Below are 17,546 nucleotides of genomic sequence, written 5' to 3'. Positions count from 1 at the left end.
CGCCGAGAAATGGGATGGAGCGGGGGCGGGCGCGCCGACTGAATCAACCCACGCCGGTGAGGGCTCGGCCTGAGACCGCGGCCGCTGCTGACCCGACCTCGGCGTGTGAGTCGTCAACCCCGCAGGGTCGAGCTGTCCTGCCTCCGCAGAGCGGGCGTCGCGTCAAGCAGTTCCTGGGTGTACCGGTGGCTGGGGTTCTCGACGACAGCGGCGGCGGTGCCCTGTTCGACAATCCGGCCCTCGTGCATCACGATCAGCCGATCGCAGAAAGCCGCCGCGGTGGGTAGGTCGTGAGTGATCATCAGCACCGCGGCGTTGTCTCGTCGGCGAGAGGCGTCGAGTGTGTGGAGGACGCCGGCTCGCACGGAGACGTCGAGCATCGATACCGGCTCGTCGGCGATCACGACGAACGGGTCGACAATCAGGCATGCGGCGACGCAGACGCGCTGCCGCTGTCCACCGGAAAGCTCGTGCGGGCGGCGGTTTTCGAAGTCCTCGGCCGGGGACAGGCCGACGCGCTCGAGCGCGTCGCGCACGCGAGCTCGGCGCTTGGCCTTGGAGAGTCCCAACCGGTGGACGATCAGTGGCTCCTCAATGAGGCGGTGCACGTTCATGTGCGGGTCGAGGGCCTCGAAGGGGTCTTGCATCACCAGCTGTAGCCGCCGGCGGGCGTGCCGGGCTTGCTTGCCTCGCAGGGCACCGAGGTTAGTGTCGCCGAGCCAGAGTTCACCGGCCGTGACGGGCGCCAGGCCCATGATGGCGTTCGCGATCGAAGACTTGCCGGACCCCGATTCGCCGACGATGCCGACGAACTCCCCGCGATTGAGTTGCAGGTTGACGCCATCCACCGCCCGGGTGACGCCGCTTCCGCGCCGCGCCGGGTACTCGATGACGAGGTCGCGGATGTCGAGGTCGAGGGACGTCATGCCGACACGCTCGCGGTGCGCCTGGCGAAGCAGCTGACGTGGTGGTCTGCCGCAACCCGGTCGAGCGCTGGGACTGCGGTGGTGCAGGCGTCGAACCGTTCGGGGCAACGTGGGGCGAATGGGCACCCGGAGTGCGCCAGGGTCAAGCTGGGTGGGGCGCCCGGAATGGTGATCACGTCGTCCTTGTGAGTGCCTAGGTCGGCTGTCGCGGCGAGCAACAACCTGGTGTACGGATGTGCGGGGTTTCCTGAGATCTCCTGGCGGGAGGCCTGCTCGATCACCCGGCCGGCGTACATGACCATGAGGCGGTCGCAGAACTGTGCCGCCAGTGCCAGGTGGTGGGAGACGAGGATGACCGCGAGCTGGTCGTCCGCGCACAAGGTGTCGAGCAGCTCCATGATGCGGGCCTGGACGATGGTGTCCAGCGCGGTGGTCGGCTCATCTGCCAGGAGAAGCTTGGGTTCGGGAGCAAGCGCCATCGCGATGGCGATCCGTTGGCGCATGCCGCCGGACAGCTCGTGGGGGTAGGCCCGGGCGACGCGATCGGGTAGACCCACGCGGTCGAGGAGCTCACTGATGCGCGCACGAGCCGTGGTGCTGTCGGCGCGCACCTGGGCGGGGAGGACCTCTCGCAGCTGACGGTCGACTCGGTAGACCGGGTTGAGCGTGTTCATGCTGCTTTGCAGGACCACGCCGATGTCGCGACCGCGGACGGCGTCGAGGGCGTGTCCCCGCGGCGCCGCGCCGCCCAGGATGTCGACGCCGTCGAGGAGGATGGACCCGGAGACGGCGGCGCGGGCCGGCAGCAGACCGACCAGGGAGAGCAGCGTCGTCGACTTGCCGCACCCGGACTCCCCGACGACGCCGAGCCGCTCACCGCGACCGACGGTGAACGACACGTCGCGCACGATGTGCACCCGCGTCCCGCGTCTGCGGCCGGGGAGCCAGACGTTGAGGTCCTTGACCTCCAGGAGCGAATCACTGCTCATCGCGCACCACCTCCAGACGGCCGGCGAAGATGTGGGACTCCGGCACGCGCGCGTTGCCGGCGTCCTCGAAGGACATCGCGACCAGGCTGCAGGCCAGCACCATGAGTGCGATGCACGCTCCGGGTGGGACGAACGCCCACCAGGCTCCCGCGCTCGAAGCGGCCCGGTTGAACGCGTTCGCGATCAGGGTGCCCCACGACGTGGTGGCGACGCTCTCCAGTCCGAGGAACGCCAGGGCTGCCTCGAAGAAGATCGCGGACGCCAGCACGATCACCGAGTTGGCGACGAGCAGGCCGCGCACCCGGGGGAGGACGTGGTGCCAGATGACCCCGGCGTGCCCGGCCCCCAGGGCTTTCGCTCGGCGGACGAAGGCCCGTTCGCGTGTGGCGAGGACCTGCGATCGCATGATTCGCGCCGTTGGGGTCCACGACAGCAGGCCGATGATCAAGATGGCGTGGCCCACGCTCGGGCCCCACAGTGCCGCCACGACGATCATCAGCGGCAGGATCGGCACGACGAGGAAGACGTCGGTCAGGCGCATGAGCACCGAGTCGACCCTCCCCCCGAAGTAACCGGCCAGCACGCCGATCGCGCCGCCGAGGAGGACGGCGATGGCTGTGGAGGTCAGCCCGACCAGCATGCTGATCCGCGTCCCCACGAGCACCAGGCCGAGCATGTCGGCTCCGCTGTCGTCCAACCCAAGAGGGTGGCTGCTCGACGGGGGCCCGAACACCGGTCCCGCCTGCTGGTGAACCGACGACGGCGTGATCACCGGCGCGAGCACGGCGAGGGTGCCGAAGCCGACGATGATCAACAGCCCCAGCGTGGCTGCCTTGTGGTCCCGGATCCGCGGCCGCCGGTTGCCCTCGACGGTAGCGATGGCCGTCAGCGGCGTCACAGCCGCACCCGCGGATCGAGGTAGCTGTAGGTCATGTCGACGACCAGGTTGCTCAGCACGACCACGACCGTCAGGAGCAGGAACGCCCCCTGCAGCATCGGGTAGTCGCGGGCGTTGACCGCGTCGTAGATCGCCTCCCCCAGGCCGGGCCAGGAGAACACGCTCTCGACGAGGATGACGCCCGCGACCATTGTCCCGATCGTCAGCCCGATCAGGGTGACCAGGGGAAGCAGGGCGTTGCGCAGGGCGTGGCGGCGCAGGATGACGCGGTTGCTCAGTCCCCGCGCTTTCGCGGCCAAGATGTAGCCCTCGGAGAGGGTCTCGACCAGCGAGGTCCGCAGCACGATCATGAAGGCTCCGTAGACGATCAAGGCGTAGGTCAGGCATGGCAACACCATGTGTTGGAGGCGGTCGGCCAGCTCGGCCTGGAAGCCGGTCCCGACGAGGAAGGGATCAGAGATCCCGCCCGCCGGCAGGTGGCCCCGAGCGCCGTAGAGCAGCACCATCCCCAACCACTGTCCTGGGATCGCGAACATGGTCAGCGCCACCGCCCGCAGCGCGTGGTCACTGACCGAGCCGCGCCGCCACGCCGCGTACACCCCGGTGATGAGAGCCAGGACCAGGGCCAGGATGAGTCCTGGGACCACCATGGCCAGGGTGTTGAGCAGGGCAGTCCACAGGTTGTCGGCCACCGGCCGCCGGTTGGCGAAGGAGACCCCGAGGTTTCCGTGCGCGAGCTGGATCAGGTAGGCCTGCAGCTGGGTGGCCGTGGACTGGTCCAACCCGAACTGGTGCTCCAACGACGCCCGGAGCTCGGGCGAGGCGTTGGGCACCAGCCCGAGGTTGGCAGCGTTGCCTGGCGCCAGCCGGAAGAGGAAGAAGTTGCCCACGGCGACCGCCAGCGTGACCACGACGGCAGCGGCCAGGCGTCGGGTCAGCGGGAGCAGCGCGGTCAAGGGTGAGTTCCTCATCCCAGCGTGGCCTGCTCGATCCAAAGCTTCGACATGTAGTTCACCACGACCAGGGGGGAGCTGGTCTGCTCCGGCACGTTGCCGACGCTGCGGGCCACGCTGATCGCGTTCGCGACGTAGAGCGGGATGACCGGCTTCTGCTGCGCGAATCGCTGCTGGGCCTCGCGGACGGTCTGGACACGCTCGTCACCGATCTGGGTGCTTTGGCGGGCGAACAGGTCGTCGTAGTCCTTGTCGCAGTAACCGGTGAGGTTGTTGCCGCCGAGCTGCGCGCAGGTCCACGAGAACAGGTAGCCGGACGGGTCGTAGCCGAACGCGTAGTCGCTGATCATCATGTCCCAGCCGCGGTACTGGTTGTCAGGCCCGTAGATGGCCTGGAGGAAGCTGGGGAAGTCCGAAGATCGCGCCTCGACCTTGATGCCGATAGCGGCGAGCTGCTTGACGACCTCGGTCACCACGGTGGGGGCTCCGGTGGCCACCGACGGGAACAGCAGTGTGTAGTCCATCGGGTGGCCGTCGGCGGTGCGGATGCCGTCAGCGCCCTTGGTGTAGCCCAGCGAGTCCAGGAGCTTGTTGGCGGCGTCGAGATCGGACGGGGTCGCTGTGACGGACGGGTCGTTCCACTTCTCCAGGACGGGCGGAACCATGGTGCCGGTGAGAGTGCCGGAGCCGTCGGCGACGACGTCGATCAGGGACTCCTTGTCGATCGCCAGGTCGATGGCCTGCCGCACCTTTGGGTTCTTCAGCTCGGGGTGCTCGTCCTGGGAGGCGCTGGAGTTGAAGCCGAGCACGTCGATGTCCAGACCGGGGACGTTGTTGACGGTCAGCGACTTGTCGGACTCCAGCTGCGACACAGCCGTAGGAGGAACCTCGTAGGCGACGTCGAGCTCGTGCGAACGCAGCGCGCTCAGCATCGCGTCGTTGCTGGTGAAGAACTGGAATCCGAAGCCCTTGAGCTTCGGGGCCGGGCCGTAGTACCCGTCGTAGGCGGAGAAGTTCACGAACTGGTTCTCGGTGTACTTGGTGACCTGGAACGGTCCGGCACCGACAGGGGCGTCGTTGACGAACGTCGTCAACTGCTCGCCCTTCCCCTCCGCCATGGGCGCCCAGATGTGCTCGGGAAGGATCGGCAACGAGGCCAGACCGTCTTCGGCAGTGGCGGTCGGAGTGCTGTACTCCACAGTCAGGGTCGTGGGCGTGGGCGCCGTGGCGCGCACGATGTTGGCGACGTAGGGGGCGAACTTGGCGGCCGCTCCGTCCTTGAGACGAACGATCGTGTTGATGGTCCAGGCAGCGTCCTCGGCGGTGAGGTCCTCGCCGTCGCTCCACTTCCCCCCGTCGTAGGTGGTGAACGTCAGCGTCTTCGCGTCGTCGGAGACCTCGGTCGTCTTGGCGAAGTCACCCACGATGCTCTGCGTCTCGTCGTACTGGAGCAAGTACGGGTAGATGACACGGAACGTCGCGGTAGCGAACCCATTGCGACCCACGAACGGGTTCAAGGAGTCGATGCGCGACAGGGCGTCGCCGATGCGGAGCACCCCGCCACCGCCGCCGGCCGAGCTCGAGTCGCCGCTCCCGCAGCCGGCAAGCAGACAGACCGGGAGCACTGCGCTGGCAAGACCGATCCCGACGCGCCTGGCAAGGCGCCGTGCGTGTTGACGCGACTTCAGCATGAGAAACCCTTTCGACGGTGGCGTAGCCGAATCCTGAGGGCCGCCGTTGGCTGAAGAAAAGCGGGAAATTCCGGCCTCGATCTTGAAGCACAACCGGACATTTGCCTTTCCTCGTCTACCTCGCCTCGAGCCCCGCGTGCACAGGCGGCCATCGAGGCGCCGCCGGCCCGAGCTAGGCGGCAACGTGCGGATATCCTTCACCGTGACGACCAGACCTTGTCGCTTTTCATCCAGGCTCGACGCCGCCACGATGGGTGGCCGGCAGGCTGGAGTGCGGCCTCGCGCAGACGAGGACGCCCTGGAGGGCGGAACGCCGGTGCTCGACCGCATCTGGCGCACCGACGCGTCGACGAACCGCGCGTTTCCCGCCCAGGCTCGACGATGCCCGCCCAGGCTCGAGAGCACGAGCCACCAGATCCCCCACGCCGCCAGGTTCCGCAACGGGTGTCAGCACCAGACATCCCTGGACCGGCCCCACGACCTCAACGAATGGAGACCCCCATGTCGACTCCCGGCTCGAGCTACGACGAAGCAGTCGCAGCGACCAGCTCTCCGAGCGCCGCGACAGCGATGGCACAGACCGGCGGCGACTACCGCATGGCAACCCTCCCTGACGGTCGCGAGGTCGAGTACCTCGTCGAAGGGGACCCGGAGGGATTCCCGCTGGTCTTCCACCACGGCACCCCGGGAGCCGCAGTCCCCTACCCGCGCGTCGCCCGAGCAGCGGCCGACCGAGGTCTCGCCCTGGTCGTGGCCAGCCGCCCCGGGTACGGCGCGTCGACCGCACTCCCCAACCGCACCATCGGCGACATCGCCCAGGACATCGCGGGCGTGCTCGACGACATGGGCTGCCAGGAGTTCATCACCCTCGGGTGGTCCGGTGGCGGTCCGCACGCGCTTGCCTGCGCAGCCACGCTGCCCGACCGCTGCCGCGCAGCGGCAGTCGGCGCCGGGGTAGCCCCGTTCCGCGCCGACGGCCTGAACTTCTTTGAAGGGATGGGCCAGGACAACATCGTCGAGTACACCGCCGCCCTCGCCGGGCGGCACGCGCTCCGACCGCTCCTGGAGTCCGAGGCCGCGAAGTTCGACGCCGTGTCCATCGAGCAGGTCGCCGACGCGCTGGGAGACCTGGCCTCGCCGGCGGACAAGGCCTACGCCACCGGCGAGTTCGCGTCCCGACTGCTCGCGTCGATCAACCGGGGCCTCACCCATGGCGTCGACGGCTGGCTCGACGACGACTTCGCCTTCACCCAGCACTGGGGCTTCGACCTGGCCGACATCACCGTGCCGGTGTCCATCTGGCACGGCACCGCGGACTGGACCATCCCCTTCGCCCACGGGAAGTGGCTGGCCGCCCACGTGCCCGGCGCAGTCGCGCACCTGTACGACAACGAGGGTCACCTCTCGCTGTGGAGCGAGGTCGAAGTGATCTTCGACGACCTCATCAACCAGGCCGGCCTGTGAGCCCGCGAACAGTGACCGCCTGACCGGCGGCCCCGCCCGGCACCCCCTCCCCCAGCAGCACCCATCCGTGAATCCCCACCAGGAAGCAGGTCGTCAACGGTGCGTGAAGCAGTGATCGTCGAGGCGATTCGTACTCCGATCGGCAAACGCAACGGTTCGTTGGTGGACATCCACCCCGCCGACCTCAGCGCCGTGGTGCTAAGCGAGCTGTGCGCGAGGACCGGCATCGACCCGGCCGACGTCGACGACGTCATCTGGGGCTGCGTCACACAGCTCGGCGACCAGTCGAGCAACATCGGGCGGTTCGCCGTGCTGGCGGCGGGCTGGCCCGAGACCGTGCCGGCGGTGACGGTTAACCGTGCCTGCGGATCAAGCCAGCAGGCGATCGACCAGGCGGCACATGCGGTGATGTCGGGGGCATTCGACCTGGTGGTGGCCGGCGGCGTGGAGTCGATGAGCCGCGTCCCGCTGGGTGCCGCGCGAGCCAGCGGCTTCCCCTACGGGCAGACCGTGCTGGACCGGTTCGGCGTTACCGAGCTCGCCCAGGGACCGAGCGCTGAGTTTGTGGCCCAACACTGGGCGCTGGACCGCGGCGCCCTGGACGCGTATGCGGCCGAGAGCCACCGACGGGCCGCCGCTGCAACCGACGCCGGGGCGTTCGACCAGCAGATCGTGCCGGTGCCGTTCCAGGGCGGCACCTTGTCGGCCGACGAAGGTCTGCGCCGCGGCACCACGGTCGACACGCTCGCCCAGCTCAAGCCGTCCTTCCTTGACGACGGCACCATCCACGCCGGCAACTCCTCCCAGATCTCCGACGGCGCGGCCGCCATCGTGATGACCACCCCCGAACGTGCGGCGGAGCTGAGACTGACCCCGATCGTGCGGTACCACAGCGGCGCCGTGGTGGGCGACGACCCGGTCATGATGCTCACCGGCCCGATCCCGGCTACGCACAAGGTCCTCCAGCGAGCGGGACTGAGGCTGGACGACATCGGGGCATTCGAGGTCAACGAGGCGTTCGCGTCGGTCCCGCTGGCCTGGCTCGCCGAGACCGGCGCGGACCCGGAGCTGACCAACCCGGTCGGTGGCGCGATCGCCGTCGGCCATCCGCTGGGCGCGTCGGGCGCGGTCCTGGCGACCCGACTCATCCACCACATGCGCGACCACGGGATCCGTTACGGCCTGCAGACCATGTGCGAAGGCGGCGGTACCGCCAACGCCACGGTCTTCGAGCTGCTCGACCAGGCTGCCCGGTGACCGCCCGGTGACCGCTCGCGACGTCGCGGAAGACGCAGAACGGCCCCACGTCATGGCACCAGCCATCAGCAGTTCGTCCCAGCCCGAGGAGGCACCATGGATGTGAAGGGAACATCGGCCCTGGTGACAGGAGGCACGTCCGGCCTCGGGCTGGCGACCACCAGCAGGTTGGTTGCAGCCGGCGCGACCGTCACCGTCCTCGACCTGCCCGAGAGCCCGGGCGACGCTGCCCTGCACCCCTTCGGGAGTGCTACGCGGTTTCACCCGGCTGACATCACCGACGAGGCGCAGGTCGCGGATGCCCTCGAGGCGGCCTCCCAGATCATGCCTCTGCGGGCTGTCGTGCACTGCGCGGGTCGCGGCGGCGACCGTACGCGCATCCTGGACGAGCACGGGATGCCCGCACCGCTCGACGCCTTCGAGAACGTCGTGAGGATCAACCTGATCGGCACCTACAACGTGCTACGTCATGCCGCAGCCGTGATGGCGAAGAACGACGTCGTCGACGGCGACCGCGGGGCCATCGTCCTGACCTCCTCGGTCGCAGCCTTCGACGGCCAGATCGGCCAGACCTCCTACACGGCGACCAAGGCCGCCGTCCACGGCATCACCCTGGTCGCCGCACGCGACCTGGCGAGTCGTCAGATCCGGGTGAACACCATCGCCCCGGGCACCTTCGACACTCCGATGCTCGCTCGTCTCCGACAAGACATCCGCGAGGGCCTCGCCGCGTCCGTCCCCCACCCCAGAAGGCTGGGCGACCCCGACGACTACGCCCGCCTCGCCGTCAGCATCATCGAGAACTCCTACCTGAACGGCGAGACCATCAGGCTGGACGGAGCCATCCGCATGGCGCCGCGATGAGTCCAGTGCTCGAGCGGGCCGATCCCCCGCCGACGAGGAGATCTCGGTGACACTCAGCGCCTTCGACCTGTACTCCGTCGGCATCGGACCCTCGTCCTCACACACCGTGGGCCCGATGCGGGCCGCCAAGCGCTTCGCCGACGACCTGAACGACATCGATACCCGGCATCGAGTCGTCCAGGTGCGTGCCGAGCTCTTCGGCTCCCTGGGAGCGACCGGTCGCGGACACGGGTCCGCGACCGCGGTTCTGCTCGGCCTCGAGGGCGAGGACCCGGCCACCGTGGACACCGACTCCGTGGACCGACGTGTCGCCGCCACGGCCGCCCGAGGTGCCCTGCTGCTCGGCGGCAGGAGGGAGATCCGCTTCTACCCCGAGCACGACATCGTGCTCCATCGGCGTCGAACCCTGCCCGGACACCCCAACGCCATGACGTTCACCGGCTACGACGACGTCGGCACACCGGTGCTCCAGAAGACGTACTACTCCATCGGCGGCGGTTTCGTGCTCGACGACGCCGAGCTCAACGCACCCTCAGATCCTCACGCTGCCATCCAGGTCCGGTACCCGTTCACGACCGGCGCTGAGCTCCTCGACGTCTGCGCGTCAGAGGGGCTGCGGGTCAGTGACGTCATGCTGGCCAACGAGTACACGTGGCGGTCCGAGGCCGAGGTCCGGTCGGGCCTGCTCGAGCTGTGGCACACGATGGAGTCCTGTGTCGAAGCCGGCTGTGGCCGCGACCCGGTGACCGAGGCGGAGCTCCCGGGCGCGCTGCGGGTGCCGCGGCGTGCACCGGCGATCTACCGCACGCTGACCCAAGCCGGCGAGACCGCTACCGCCAGTGATCCGATGCAGGTCCTGGACTGGGTGAACCTGTTCGCCCTCGCGGTCAACGAGGAGAACGCTTCCGGCGGCAGGATCGTGACCGCCCCGACCAATGGAGCCGCGGGGATCGTGCCCGCGGTGCTGCACTACTACGTGCGGTTCGTACCCAGCGCCGATGAGGACGGGATCGTGAGGTTCCTCCTCACCGCCGCAGCCATCGGCATCCTCGTCAAGATGAACGCCTCGATCTCGGGCGCGGAGGTCGGCTGCCAAGGTGAGGTCGGCTCCGCCTGCGCGATGGCCGCGGCCGCGCTTTGTGAGGTCCTGGGCGGCTCTCCCGCACAGGTCGAGAACGCCGCCGAGATCGGCATCGAACACCACCTGGGACTGACGTGCGACCCGATCGGCGGACTGGTGCAGATCCCGTGCATCGAACGCAACGCGATCGCGTCGGTCAAGGCCATCAACGCCGCCCGCCTGGCGAGCCACGGTGATGGCTCACACAAGGTCAGCTTGGACGATGCCATCAAGACCATGCGCGACACCGGCAGGGACATGCACTCCAAGTACAAGGAGACGTCGCGCGGTGGTCTGGCCGTCAACGTCGTCGAATGCTGACTAACTCAGCCGTATCCGCGGATAGGCGTCGTTCGGGCGACGCGGGGCCTGGTCAAGCTCTAAGGTGCGGTCCATGCGACGCACGGGGGTGTCGGTCGCCGTGTTGGCGACCCTGGCCGGTCTGACGGCGTGTGGAGGTGCGGACGACGGACCCGCGGCTGCCGCGCCCCGGGAGACGGCGACTACGACGGTGTCGACTGCTGCTGACCCGTCAGATGTTGCGACACGCAGCACGGCACCTGCAGTAACGCCGACGGAGAAGCCGGAGATGCCGCCGGCTCCGTTCCCGAAGGGTTATCCGAAGAAGGTGGCGGTGTCCTCACTACCGGACCAGGTGCGGTCCTGGTACCAGATGAGCGGGGAAGCGAAGTTCGCGGTCGCGATTGCGCCGGGCGTGTGGGCCGAGCTTCCCCCGGGCGCGACCGTGGCCGACGCGGTGGCGGCCGAGCTTTACGACGGGTTCTGTGCGTCCATCAAGGCCTACGAGCGCAAGTACACGCCGGGACAGCAGCACGCCGGGACCTGCTGGTGAACAGAAGCTCGCGGGTCGTGGTCGGCATCGCGGCGCCGGCGCTGGTGGTCGCGGGTGTGGTAGCCGGGGATTGGTGGGAGTCGAACCGCGAGCTGGACACGCTGCTAGATCAGATGGAGGCCTCTCAACAGGTCATCCGGGCCGCGAATGAGGAGATGTCGAACGAGATCGCCGGGATCAACCGAGCCGCCCCGACTGCGGCTGACGACCAGGCGTACGCGACCGCGCAAACCCAGGCGATCGAGGTGTCCGGAGAGCTGGCGGCATCCCGATCCGATGCCGAGGGGCTGCTCGTTCTTCCCTGGCACCGCTCGACCGACCGAGCCCGCGACGCCTACGTGGACTACACCCGTTCCTGGTCGGCGTACTTCGACGACGCAGCCACCAGGCCGCTGGACGAGTGGACGGCCGACCTCAAGGCGCTGTTGCTGAGCATCTACAACGACTGGAGGGTCGTCGAAGCCCGGCTACCCGAGACGGTTCCGCCGATGCCGCTCCATGATTCGAGCGGACGAGTGGATGCCCTTCTTGACGGCAAGTGACGGCGCCGCGCCACAACCTCGTTCCCGGCCCACGTTCGTTCACCGCAGGTACAGGCGCACGACGTCGATCTCCTCGCGCAGGAGGCGGACCTCCTCGACCGTCGGGCGTTCGGTCTCGGTGACGGTGGCGGCGACACGGATCGGCCAGCCCGTGGCGGCGCGCACGTCGTTCACGCTCGTACCCGGGTGCACTTGGGCTATCTCCAGCTCGCCGAACTTCTCGGGCCGTCGCAGCACAGCGAGAGGAGTGATGACCGTCGACACCCCATGGCCGGCGGGGACCATGCGCACGTCCTCCGCGCAGACACGCACCGGGCTGGGCGAGGTGCAGAAGTCCAACTCGAGTGGCAGCGCGTCCGGGTCGTGTCGGCGGAGCACGACTATGCACTCCCGGGCGTTGCGCAGGACTTCGACCGCACCACCAGAACCCGGCAGCCGCACAGCCGGGGTTTTCCAGTCGCCGATGATGCTGGTGTTCAGGCTGCCATAGCGATCTACCTGGCCCGCCCCCAGGAACCCGACGTCGATGTGCCCTCCTTGCAGGACGTACCCGAACAGCGCGGCCATGGGCAGGACAGCTGCGGCACCGGAGACGAGCACCGAGTCGGCGATGCCCTCGGCCATGGCGCCGGGTGCCGCACCGCACACACCGGACTCGTACACGAGGTCGAGGTCGGGGTTGATGGTCCGCCGCGCCAGGTCTACGGCGAGCGTGGGCAGGCCCACTCCGGCGAAAACACGGTGCTTGTCCGCCAACTGGCGGGCCGCCACGCACGCGAGGAACTCAGCGCTCGACGGCGGGACGTCGGAGAGGACACGCGACGCGTCGGTCATCAGCCCTCACCTCCGGGAGTGCTGACGTCGCGACGAAGGGAGGCGCTCGGCTCGATCGGGACCGGGCCGGCCTTCAGGCGCTGCCATCGGGCCGGGCCCAGACGATCGAGGTAGGCCGCCCGATCGGGCGCGCGGTCCACCCAATGGTCGAGCCATGCCAGCAGCTGACGTCGATCGCGGCTGATGGCTGTCCACTCGCGGTAGAAGGCGTTGTCGCGGACGTAGTAGTCCAGGACGTAGGAAGGGTGTGCTCCACCCGGGCAGTGGACGACGGCGTCGACCTTGTGCGCGGGGATCATGGTTCGGTTCGGGGCCGAGCGGACGACGGGGTCTTCAACGATCTCTTCGACGGTGACGATCACCCGTCGGGCTGCGTAGGCGGCCTCCTGCTGGACCCCGACGATGCCCCACATCTGGACGTTGCCGTCCCGGTCGGCGCGCTGGGCGTGCACGATCGTGACGTCGGGTCGCAGCGGCGGGACCACGTAGATGGCCGGGCCGCCGTAGGGGTCGGCGACCTTCTTGATGTCGGGGTTGACGGCGGGGATGTCACTGCCGGCGTAGGAGAGCAGCGGGAAGAACGGCAGGCCCGCAGCGCCGGCCTGGTAACGGCAGACCATGCCGTAGTGGCTGTACTCCTCGACGTCCAGGGGATCCGGGTCGGCGTTCTCGACACGCCGTCGGATCTCGTACAGCGCTCCAGCGGACCCGCTCGCGAAGTAGGAGGCGACGAGACGGGAGACACAGCCGGCCCCGATGAGCTGGTCTGCGAGCAGGTCAGGCGTCATCCGACACAGCGTCAACCCTCGGCGACGTTGACGGATGACCTCATGGGCGGCGGCGAACGGGATGAGATGGCCGAAGCCCTCGAACGCAACCGTCGCACCGTCGGTGACGTAGCGCGAGACCGCCGTCGGGAGGTCGAGGACCTTCGAGCTGGTCATACCTCTGCCCCGACGCCGCTGGCCGACGTCGCGCGGAGATCGCGAAGCACCGGCTTGGCGACCTTGCCCAGAGCGTTGCGCGGCAAGGCGTCCAGGACGTGGAACTCGACAGGGCGCTTGTAGCCGCTGAGGTGGTCCGCGCAGTGGGCCTCCAGCTGCCCAACCTCGACGACCTGGCCGGCCTCGAGCTCGAGGTAGGCGACGACGATCTCTCCCCATACCGGGTCGGGTGCGCCGATCACGGCCGCTTCGGCCACCGCCGGGTGGGCCGCCAGGGCGTGCTCGATCTCCTGGGGGTAGATGTTCGCTCCCCCGCGGATGATCAGGTCCTTGGAGCGGCCGACCAACGTCAGGTAGCCATCCTCGTCGACGTAACCGAGGTCGCCGGTGTGCAGCCACCCATCGACGAGCACCTTGGCGGTCTCCTCGGGCCGGCCGAGATAGCCGCGCATCACGTTGGCGCCGCGCAGAACCACCTCCCCCGGCACACCGACGGGAGCGTCGGCTCCGTCGGCGCCCACGATCCGCACGTCCTGGCCCGGGAACGGCAGACCCACCGAACCGGGCCGGCGGAGACCGGCGAGCGGGTTGATCGTCGCCCCGCAGGTCGCCTCGGACAGGCCGTAGCCCTCGAGAACGGGGATGCCGTAGCGGTCCTCGAAGCGGTCCAACAGGTCCGGGGAGGCGGGTGCCGCGCCACAGATGGCGTACCGCACCGATGAGGTGTCCGGGGCGATCTCCGGTGGGAGCGCGGCCAGCATGGTGAGGATCGTGGGCACGGCACTGAAGTAGGTCGGACGGTGCGCCTCGACGTGGCCGAAGAACGTGTGGGGGTCGAACCTGTCGGCGATGATCACGCTGCCTCCGGTCGAGAGCGGGAGGAGGACGCTGATCACGATGCCGTTGACGTGGAACAGGGGCAGGATCAGCAGGCACCGGTCGTCGGCGCCGAGGTCGAGGCTGGGGTGACCCATCGCCAGCGTGGCGTTGAGGTTGGCGTGGTCGAGCATGACGCCCTTGGGCACGCCGGTGGTTCCGCTGGTGTAGATGAGCAGAGCCAGCGCCGCCGGGTCGGTCTCCGCAGTCATCTCCGGCTGCAGCGACGTACGCCGCAGGTGGCCGACCGCGAGCGTCGGGACCCGTGGGTCGTCCGCGGCATCGTCCACGGCGTCGTCCACGGCGTCGGTGACCAGCAGGCGGGCGCCGGCGTCGTCGAGCTGGCGAGCGACCTCGACCTCGGTCAGGCTCGGATTGACCGGGGTGACGGTCGCGCCGAGACGCCAGGTCGCGAACATCAGGGTGACGAACTCGATCCGATTGGTCAGCTTGAGTGCCACCACGTCGCCCCGGCCGATCCCGAGCTCCCGGAGGTGTTCGGCGGCGGCGATGACCTCGCGGAGCAGCTCTGCATTGGTCAGGCTCCGCGCGTGGTCGGACATGGCGCGTCGATCCGGTGCGATACGCGCACGGAGGTCGGGCAAGGAGGCGAGATGCACGATGAGGACTCCTGGAGAGAGGGCGGACAAGGGACGCCCGAGTGCGTGGTCGGTGGCTGCGGTGGGCGTGACCTCGCGGGCGGGACCAGGACCGCGAAAGCGGGGCGGGGGTCGGTGTCGTCGCTGCGCTACTGGCGTAGGACGCTGCGGACGAGGCCGGCGTAGTACTGCACGCCGAGCTCGAGGATGTCGTCGTTGAAGTCGTAGTCGGTGCTGTGCAGGGGGTCGCCGCCCTGGCCGGGCTCGACGCCGTTGCCGATGAATGCGAAGCATCCGGGGACCGCACGTGCGAACACACCGAAGTCTTCGCTGCCCATGTGGGGATCGCAGTCAGCCTCCACGGCGTCGAAGACGGAACGGGCAGCCTCAACTGCGACCTCGACGCAGGCGGCGTCGTTGACTGTGGGTTGGAACTCGTGGGTGTAGGTGACCTCGCACGTTCCGCCATGACTCCGTGCGATGCCGTCCGCCAGCTCTCGGATGCGCCGCTCGAGGAGGTCGCTGACCTCGGTCGTGTAGCTGCGGGTGTCTCCGCGGATCACCACCTGGTTGGGGATGGCGTTGCGGGAGCCGTCGGTGAACACCTCGGTGCAGGACAGGACGGCTGACTCGCCGTAGGGGACGTTGCGGGCGACGATGGTCTGCAGCGCGGTCACGATCTCCGCGCCGATCACGATGGGGTCGATGACTCGGTGCGGCATCGACGAGTGCCCGCCGCGGCCGAGGACGCGGATCTCGAAGTTGTCCTCGTTGCCCAGGATCGGGCCGGTGCGGGTGCTGAACCATCCGACGGGCAGTCCCGGGGCGTTGTGCAGGCCGTAGATGGTGTCGACGGGGTAGGTGTCGAACAGCCAGTCGTCGAGCATGGCCTGGGCGCCGCGGCCCGGTTCCTCGGCGGGCTGGAAGATGAAGCGCACCGTTCCGTCGAACCCGCCCTCCGAGGCCAGAACGGCTGCTGCCCCGAGCACCATGGTCATGTGACCGTCGTGGCCGCAGGCGTGCATCGCGCCGGGATTGCGAGAGGCATGGTTCCGCGAACCGGCCTCGGTCAGCGGCAAGCAGTCCATGTCCGCACGCAACCCGATGACCCCAGTCCCGTCACCGCAGCGCAGGGTGGCGACGAGACCGGTGCCGCCGATGCCGGTCGCGATGTCGGTGACCCCCGCTGCGCGGAGGGCGTCGGCCAGGTAGGCGGCCGTGGCGTGCTCCTGGAAGGGCAGCTCGGGGTTGCGGTGCAGGTGGTGGCGCCAGTCGCGAAGCTGGCTGGCGAAGCGGTCACGCGGGTAGGCCGCGGAGGTGGGCACGGATGGGTCTCCGTTCGAATCGGGGTGTCGTGTGTCGGGTCGGCGGGGGCACCGGTAGCCCGGTGGGCTTCCTGCCGTTGGGGTGGCCGGGCGGAGGGCTAGGTGAATCGCGCCAGCGCCACGCCCATGCTGGGGGGACGCGGGCGCGGGGAACAGCGGCGAAATCCGTAGGGATCCGTGAAGCAAATCGGGTCGGTCGCGGGTTCGGGAGCGCTCAGCGGAACGCCTGGATTCCGGTGAGCACCTGGCCGAGCACCAGGGTGTGCATCTCGACGCTGCCTTCGTAGGTCAGCACCGATTCGAGGTTGTTCTGGTGTCGGATGACGGGGTATTCGAGGGAGATGCCGTTGGCGCCGAGGATGGTGCGCGCGGTGCGGCAGATCTCGATCGCCTCGCGCACGTTGTTGAGCTTGCCGATGCTGACCTGTTCGGGGCGGAGGCCTCCGGCGTCCTTGCGCAAGCCGAGGTGCACCGCCAACAGGTAGCCCTTGACGTACTCCAGCGTCATGTCGGCGAGCTTCTGCTGGGTCAGCTGGAACGCGCCGATCGGTTTGCCGAACTGGGTTCGTTCGACCGCGTACCGTCGCGCGGTCTCGATGCTGGAGCGTGCGGCGCCCAGCGCCCCCCACACGACTCCGTAGCGTGCTTCATTGAGGCATGCGAGGGGACCGCGCAGCCCCCGGACCTCGGGGAAGGCAGCGGTGTCGGGAAGCCGGACGTCGTCGAGGACGAGCTCGCCTGTCGCCGACGCGCGAAGGGACATCTTGTGCCGGATCTCGTGGACGGTGAAGCCGGGTGAGTCGGTCGGTACGACGAACCCTCTGATCCCCTCGTCCGTGCCGTTCTGTCCGTACGCGTGGGCCCACACGACGGCCACGTCTGCGTGCGGGGCGTTGGAGATCCACATCTTGCGCCCGTTGAGGATCCAGTCGGTTCCGTCCCGGCGGGCCCGCGTGGTCATCGCTCCCGGGTCCGAGCCGACGTCGGGCTCGGTGAGGCCGAAGCAGCCGATCAGGTCGCCCGCGGCCATCGGGGGGAGCCACTCCTGTCGTTGCTCCTCGCTTCCCCACTGCCAGATCGCGAACATCGCCAGCGAGCCCTGGACCGAGACCAGAGACCGGATCCCGGAGTCCGTGGCCTCGAGCTCGAGGCAGGCGACGCCGTAGTCGACGGCAGACATGCCGGCGCAGCCGTAGCCTTCGAGGTGCATGCCCAGCACGCCGAGCGCTCCGAGCTCCTTGGTGACCTCGCGGATGTTCGGGATGCGGCCCTGCTCGAACCAGTCCGCGATGTAGGGCTCGACGGACGTGTCGAGCATGGCTCGCACGGCGCTGCGGACCGCCTTCTCGTCGGCCGAGAGCAGGTCGTCGAGGCAGGCCGGGTCGGCGGGGTCAATGTCCGGCAGGGTCAT

At 68.9% G+C, this 17,546-nt stretch carries 16 protein-coding genes; 6 read left to right on the top strand and 10 right to left on the bottom strand.

From position 1 onward, the window contains the following. Window positions 1–113: 113 nt before the first annotated feature. From N538_RS26540 to N538_RS0120765, 5 genes are read right to left on the bottom strand one after another with little or no spacing between them, the layout of a single operon-like run. Window positions 114–926, bottom strand: coding sequence for an ABC transporter ATP-binding protein (locus tag N538_RS26540; RefSeq protein WP_051549481.1), 813 nt, complete (start codon window positions 924–926; stop codon window positions 114–116). After that, a complete protein-coding gene (locus N538_RS0120780) occupies window positions 923–1,915 on the bottom strand; it encodes an ABC transporter ATP-binding protein (protein ID WP_028638898.1) in 993 nt (330 codons plus the stop codon). The genes N538_RS26540 and N538_RS0120780 overlap by 4 nt, the downstream gene beginning before the upstream one ends. After that, the gene (locus N538_RS26535) at window positions 1,905–2,813 is read right to left on the bottom strand and encodes an ABC transporter permease (protein WP_051549480.1); all 909 of its coding nucleotides are present in this window, start codon (window positions 2,811–2,813) and stop codon (window positions 1,905–1,907) included. Before N538_RS26535 ends, N538_RS0120780 begins: the two co-directional genes overlap by 11 nt. Next, entirely contained in the window at window positions 2,810–3,769 is a 960-nt protein-coding gene (locus tag N538_RS0120770; protein WP_028638897.1) for an ABC transporter permease, read from the bottom strand. Before N538_RS0120770 ends, N538_RS26535 begins: the two co-directional genes overlap by 4 nt. 11 nt (window positions 3,770–3,780) lie before the next feature. Continuing rightward, window positions 3,781–5,322, bottom strand: coding sequence for an ABC transporter substrate-binding protein (locus tag N538_RS0120765; protein ID WP_197025410.1), 1,542 nt, complete (start codon window positions 5,320–5,322; stop codon window positions 3,781–3,783). A 732-nt stretch (window positions 5,323–6,054) separates the two neighbouring features. Here N538_RS0120765 and N538_RS0120760 point away from each other — a divergent pair. The 6 genes from N538_RS0120760 (at window position 6,055) to N538_RS0120735 (ending at window position 11,557) form a co-directional block, all read left to right on the top strand. Continuing rightward, window positions 6,055–6,921 (top strand): alpha/beta fold hydrolase, encoded by an 867-nt coding sequence (locus N538_RS0120760; protein ID WP_028638895.1) that lies wholly within the window; start codon window positions 6,055–6,057, stop codon window positions 6,919–6,921. 111 nt (window positions 6,922–7,032) lie between these two features. After that, entirely contained in the window at window positions 7,033–8,178 is a 1,146-nt protein-coding gene (locus N538_RS0120755; protein ID WP_231496288.1) for a thiolase family protein, read from the top strand. Between the two features lie 123 nt (window positions 8,179–8,301). Further along, window positions 8,302–9,042 carry an SDR family NAD(P)-dependent oxidoreductase gene (locus tag N538_RS0120750; RefSeq protein WP_269320364.1) on the top strand — a complete coding sequence of 247 codons (741 nt, stop codon included), beginning with the start codon at window positions 8,302–8,304 and terminating at the stop codon, window positions 9,040–9,042. A 40-nt stretch (window positions 9,043–9,082) separates the two neighbouring features. Next, on the top strand, window positions 9,083–10,483 hold the full coding sequence (locus N538_RS0120745) for an L-serine ammonia-lyase (RefSeq protein WP_197025424.1): 1,401 nt from the start codon (window positions 9,083–9,085) through the stop codon (window positions 10,481–10,483). Window positions 10,484–10,751: 268 nt separating this feature from the next. Beyond that, the gene (locus N538_RS0120740; protein ID WP_231496287.1) at window positions 10,752–11,015 is read left to right on the top strand and encodes a hypothetical protein; all 264 of its coding nucleotides are present in this window, start codon (window positions 10,752–10,754) and stop codon (window positions 11,013–11,015) included. 17 nt (window positions 11,016–11,032) lie between these two features. Then, window positions 11,033–11,557 (top strand): hypothetical protein, encoded by a 525-nt coding sequence (locus tag N538_RS0120735; RefSeq protein WP_155992322.1) that lies wholly within the window; start codon window positions 11,033–11,035, stop codon window positions 11,555–11,557. A gap of 39 nt (window positions 11,558–11,596) precedes the next feature. On the opposite strand, the gene N538_RS0120730 is transcribed toward N538_RS0120735, so the two are convergent. The 5 genes from N538_RS0120730 to N538_RS0120710 all read right to left on the bottom strand — a co-directional run bounded on the left by N538_RS0120730 (window position 11,597) and on the right by N538_RS0120710 (window position 17,546). Further along, the gene (locus tag N538_RS0120730; RefSeq protein ID WP_028638889.1) at window positions 11,597–12,391 is read right to left on the bottom strand and encodes a 3-oxoadipate--succinyl-CoA transferase; all 795 of its coding nucleotides are present in this window, start codon (window positions 12,389–12,391) and stop codon (window positions 11,597–11,599) included. After that, on the bottom strand, window positions 12,391–13,335 hold the full coding sequence (locus tag N538_RS26530; RefSeq protein WP_051549479.1) for a CoA transferase subunit A: 945 nt from the start codon (window positions 13,333–13,335) through the stop codon (window positions 12,391–12,393). The genes N538_RS0120730 and N538_RS26530 overlap by 1 nt, the downstream gene beginning before the upstream one ends. After that, window positions 13,332–14,831, bottom strand: a complete 1,500-nt coding sequence (locus tag N538_RS0120720; RefSeq protein ID WP_028638888.1) for a class I adenylate-forming enzyme family protein — start codon at window positions 14,829–14,831, stop codon at window positions 13,332–13,334. Before N538_RS0120720 ends, N538_RS26530 begins: the two co-directional genes overlap by 4 nt. A gap of 128 nt (window positions 14,832–14,959) precedes the next feature. Further along, the gene (locus N538_RS0120715) at window positions 14,960–16,135 is read right to left on the bottom strand and encodes a M20 aminoacylase family protein (RefSeq protein ID WP_028638887.1); all 1,176 of its coding nucleotides are present in this window, start codon (window positions 16,133–16,135) and stop codon (window positions 14,960–14,962) included. Between the two features lie 214 nt (window positions 16,136–16,349). Beyond that, on the bottom strand, window positions 16,350–17,546 hold the full coding sequence (locus N538_RS0120710) for an acyl-CoA dehydrogenase family protein (protein WP_231496285.1): 1,197 nt from the start codon (window positions 17,544–17,546) through the stop codon (window positions 16,350–16,352).

Source organism: Nocardioides sp. URHA0032 (assembly GCF_000620645.1).
GTDB lineage: Bacteria > Actinomycetota > Actinomycetes > Propionibacteriales > Nocardioidaceae > Nocardioides.
The sequence above is the reverse complement of the archived record's forward strand: the minus strand, read 5'-3'. Positions and strand labels throughout refer to the sequence as shown.

Coding starts and splice junctions, on each gene's coding strand:
- N538_RS26540 (WP_051549481.1), bottom strand. CDS start 926: ATGACGTCCCTCGACCTCGACATCCGCGACCTCGTCATCGAGTACCCG.
- N538_RS0120740 (WP_231496287.1), top strand. CDS start 10,752: ATGCCGCCGGCTCCGTTCCCGAAGGGTTATCCGAAGAAGGTGGCGGTG.
- N538_RS0120710 (WP_231496285.1), bottom strand. CDS start 17,546: ATGACCCTGCCGGACATTGACCCCGCCGACCCGGCCTGCCTCGACGAC.
- N538_RS26530 (WP_051549479.1), bottom strand. CDS start 13,335: ATGACCAGCTCGAAGGTCCTCGACCTCCCGACGGCGGTCTCGCGCTAC.
- N538_RS0120760 (WP_028638895.1), top strand. CDS start 6,055: ATGGCAACCCTCCCTGACGGTCGCGAGGTCGAGTACCTCGTCGAAGGG.
- N538_RS0120730 (WP_028638889.1), bottom strand. CDS start 12,391: ATGACCGACGCGTCGCGTGTCCTCTCCGACGTCCCGCCGTCGAGCGCT.
- N538_RS0120780 (WP_028638898.1), bottom strand. CDS start 1,915: ATGAGCAGTGATTCGCTCCTGGAGGTCAAGGACCTCAACGTCTGGCTC.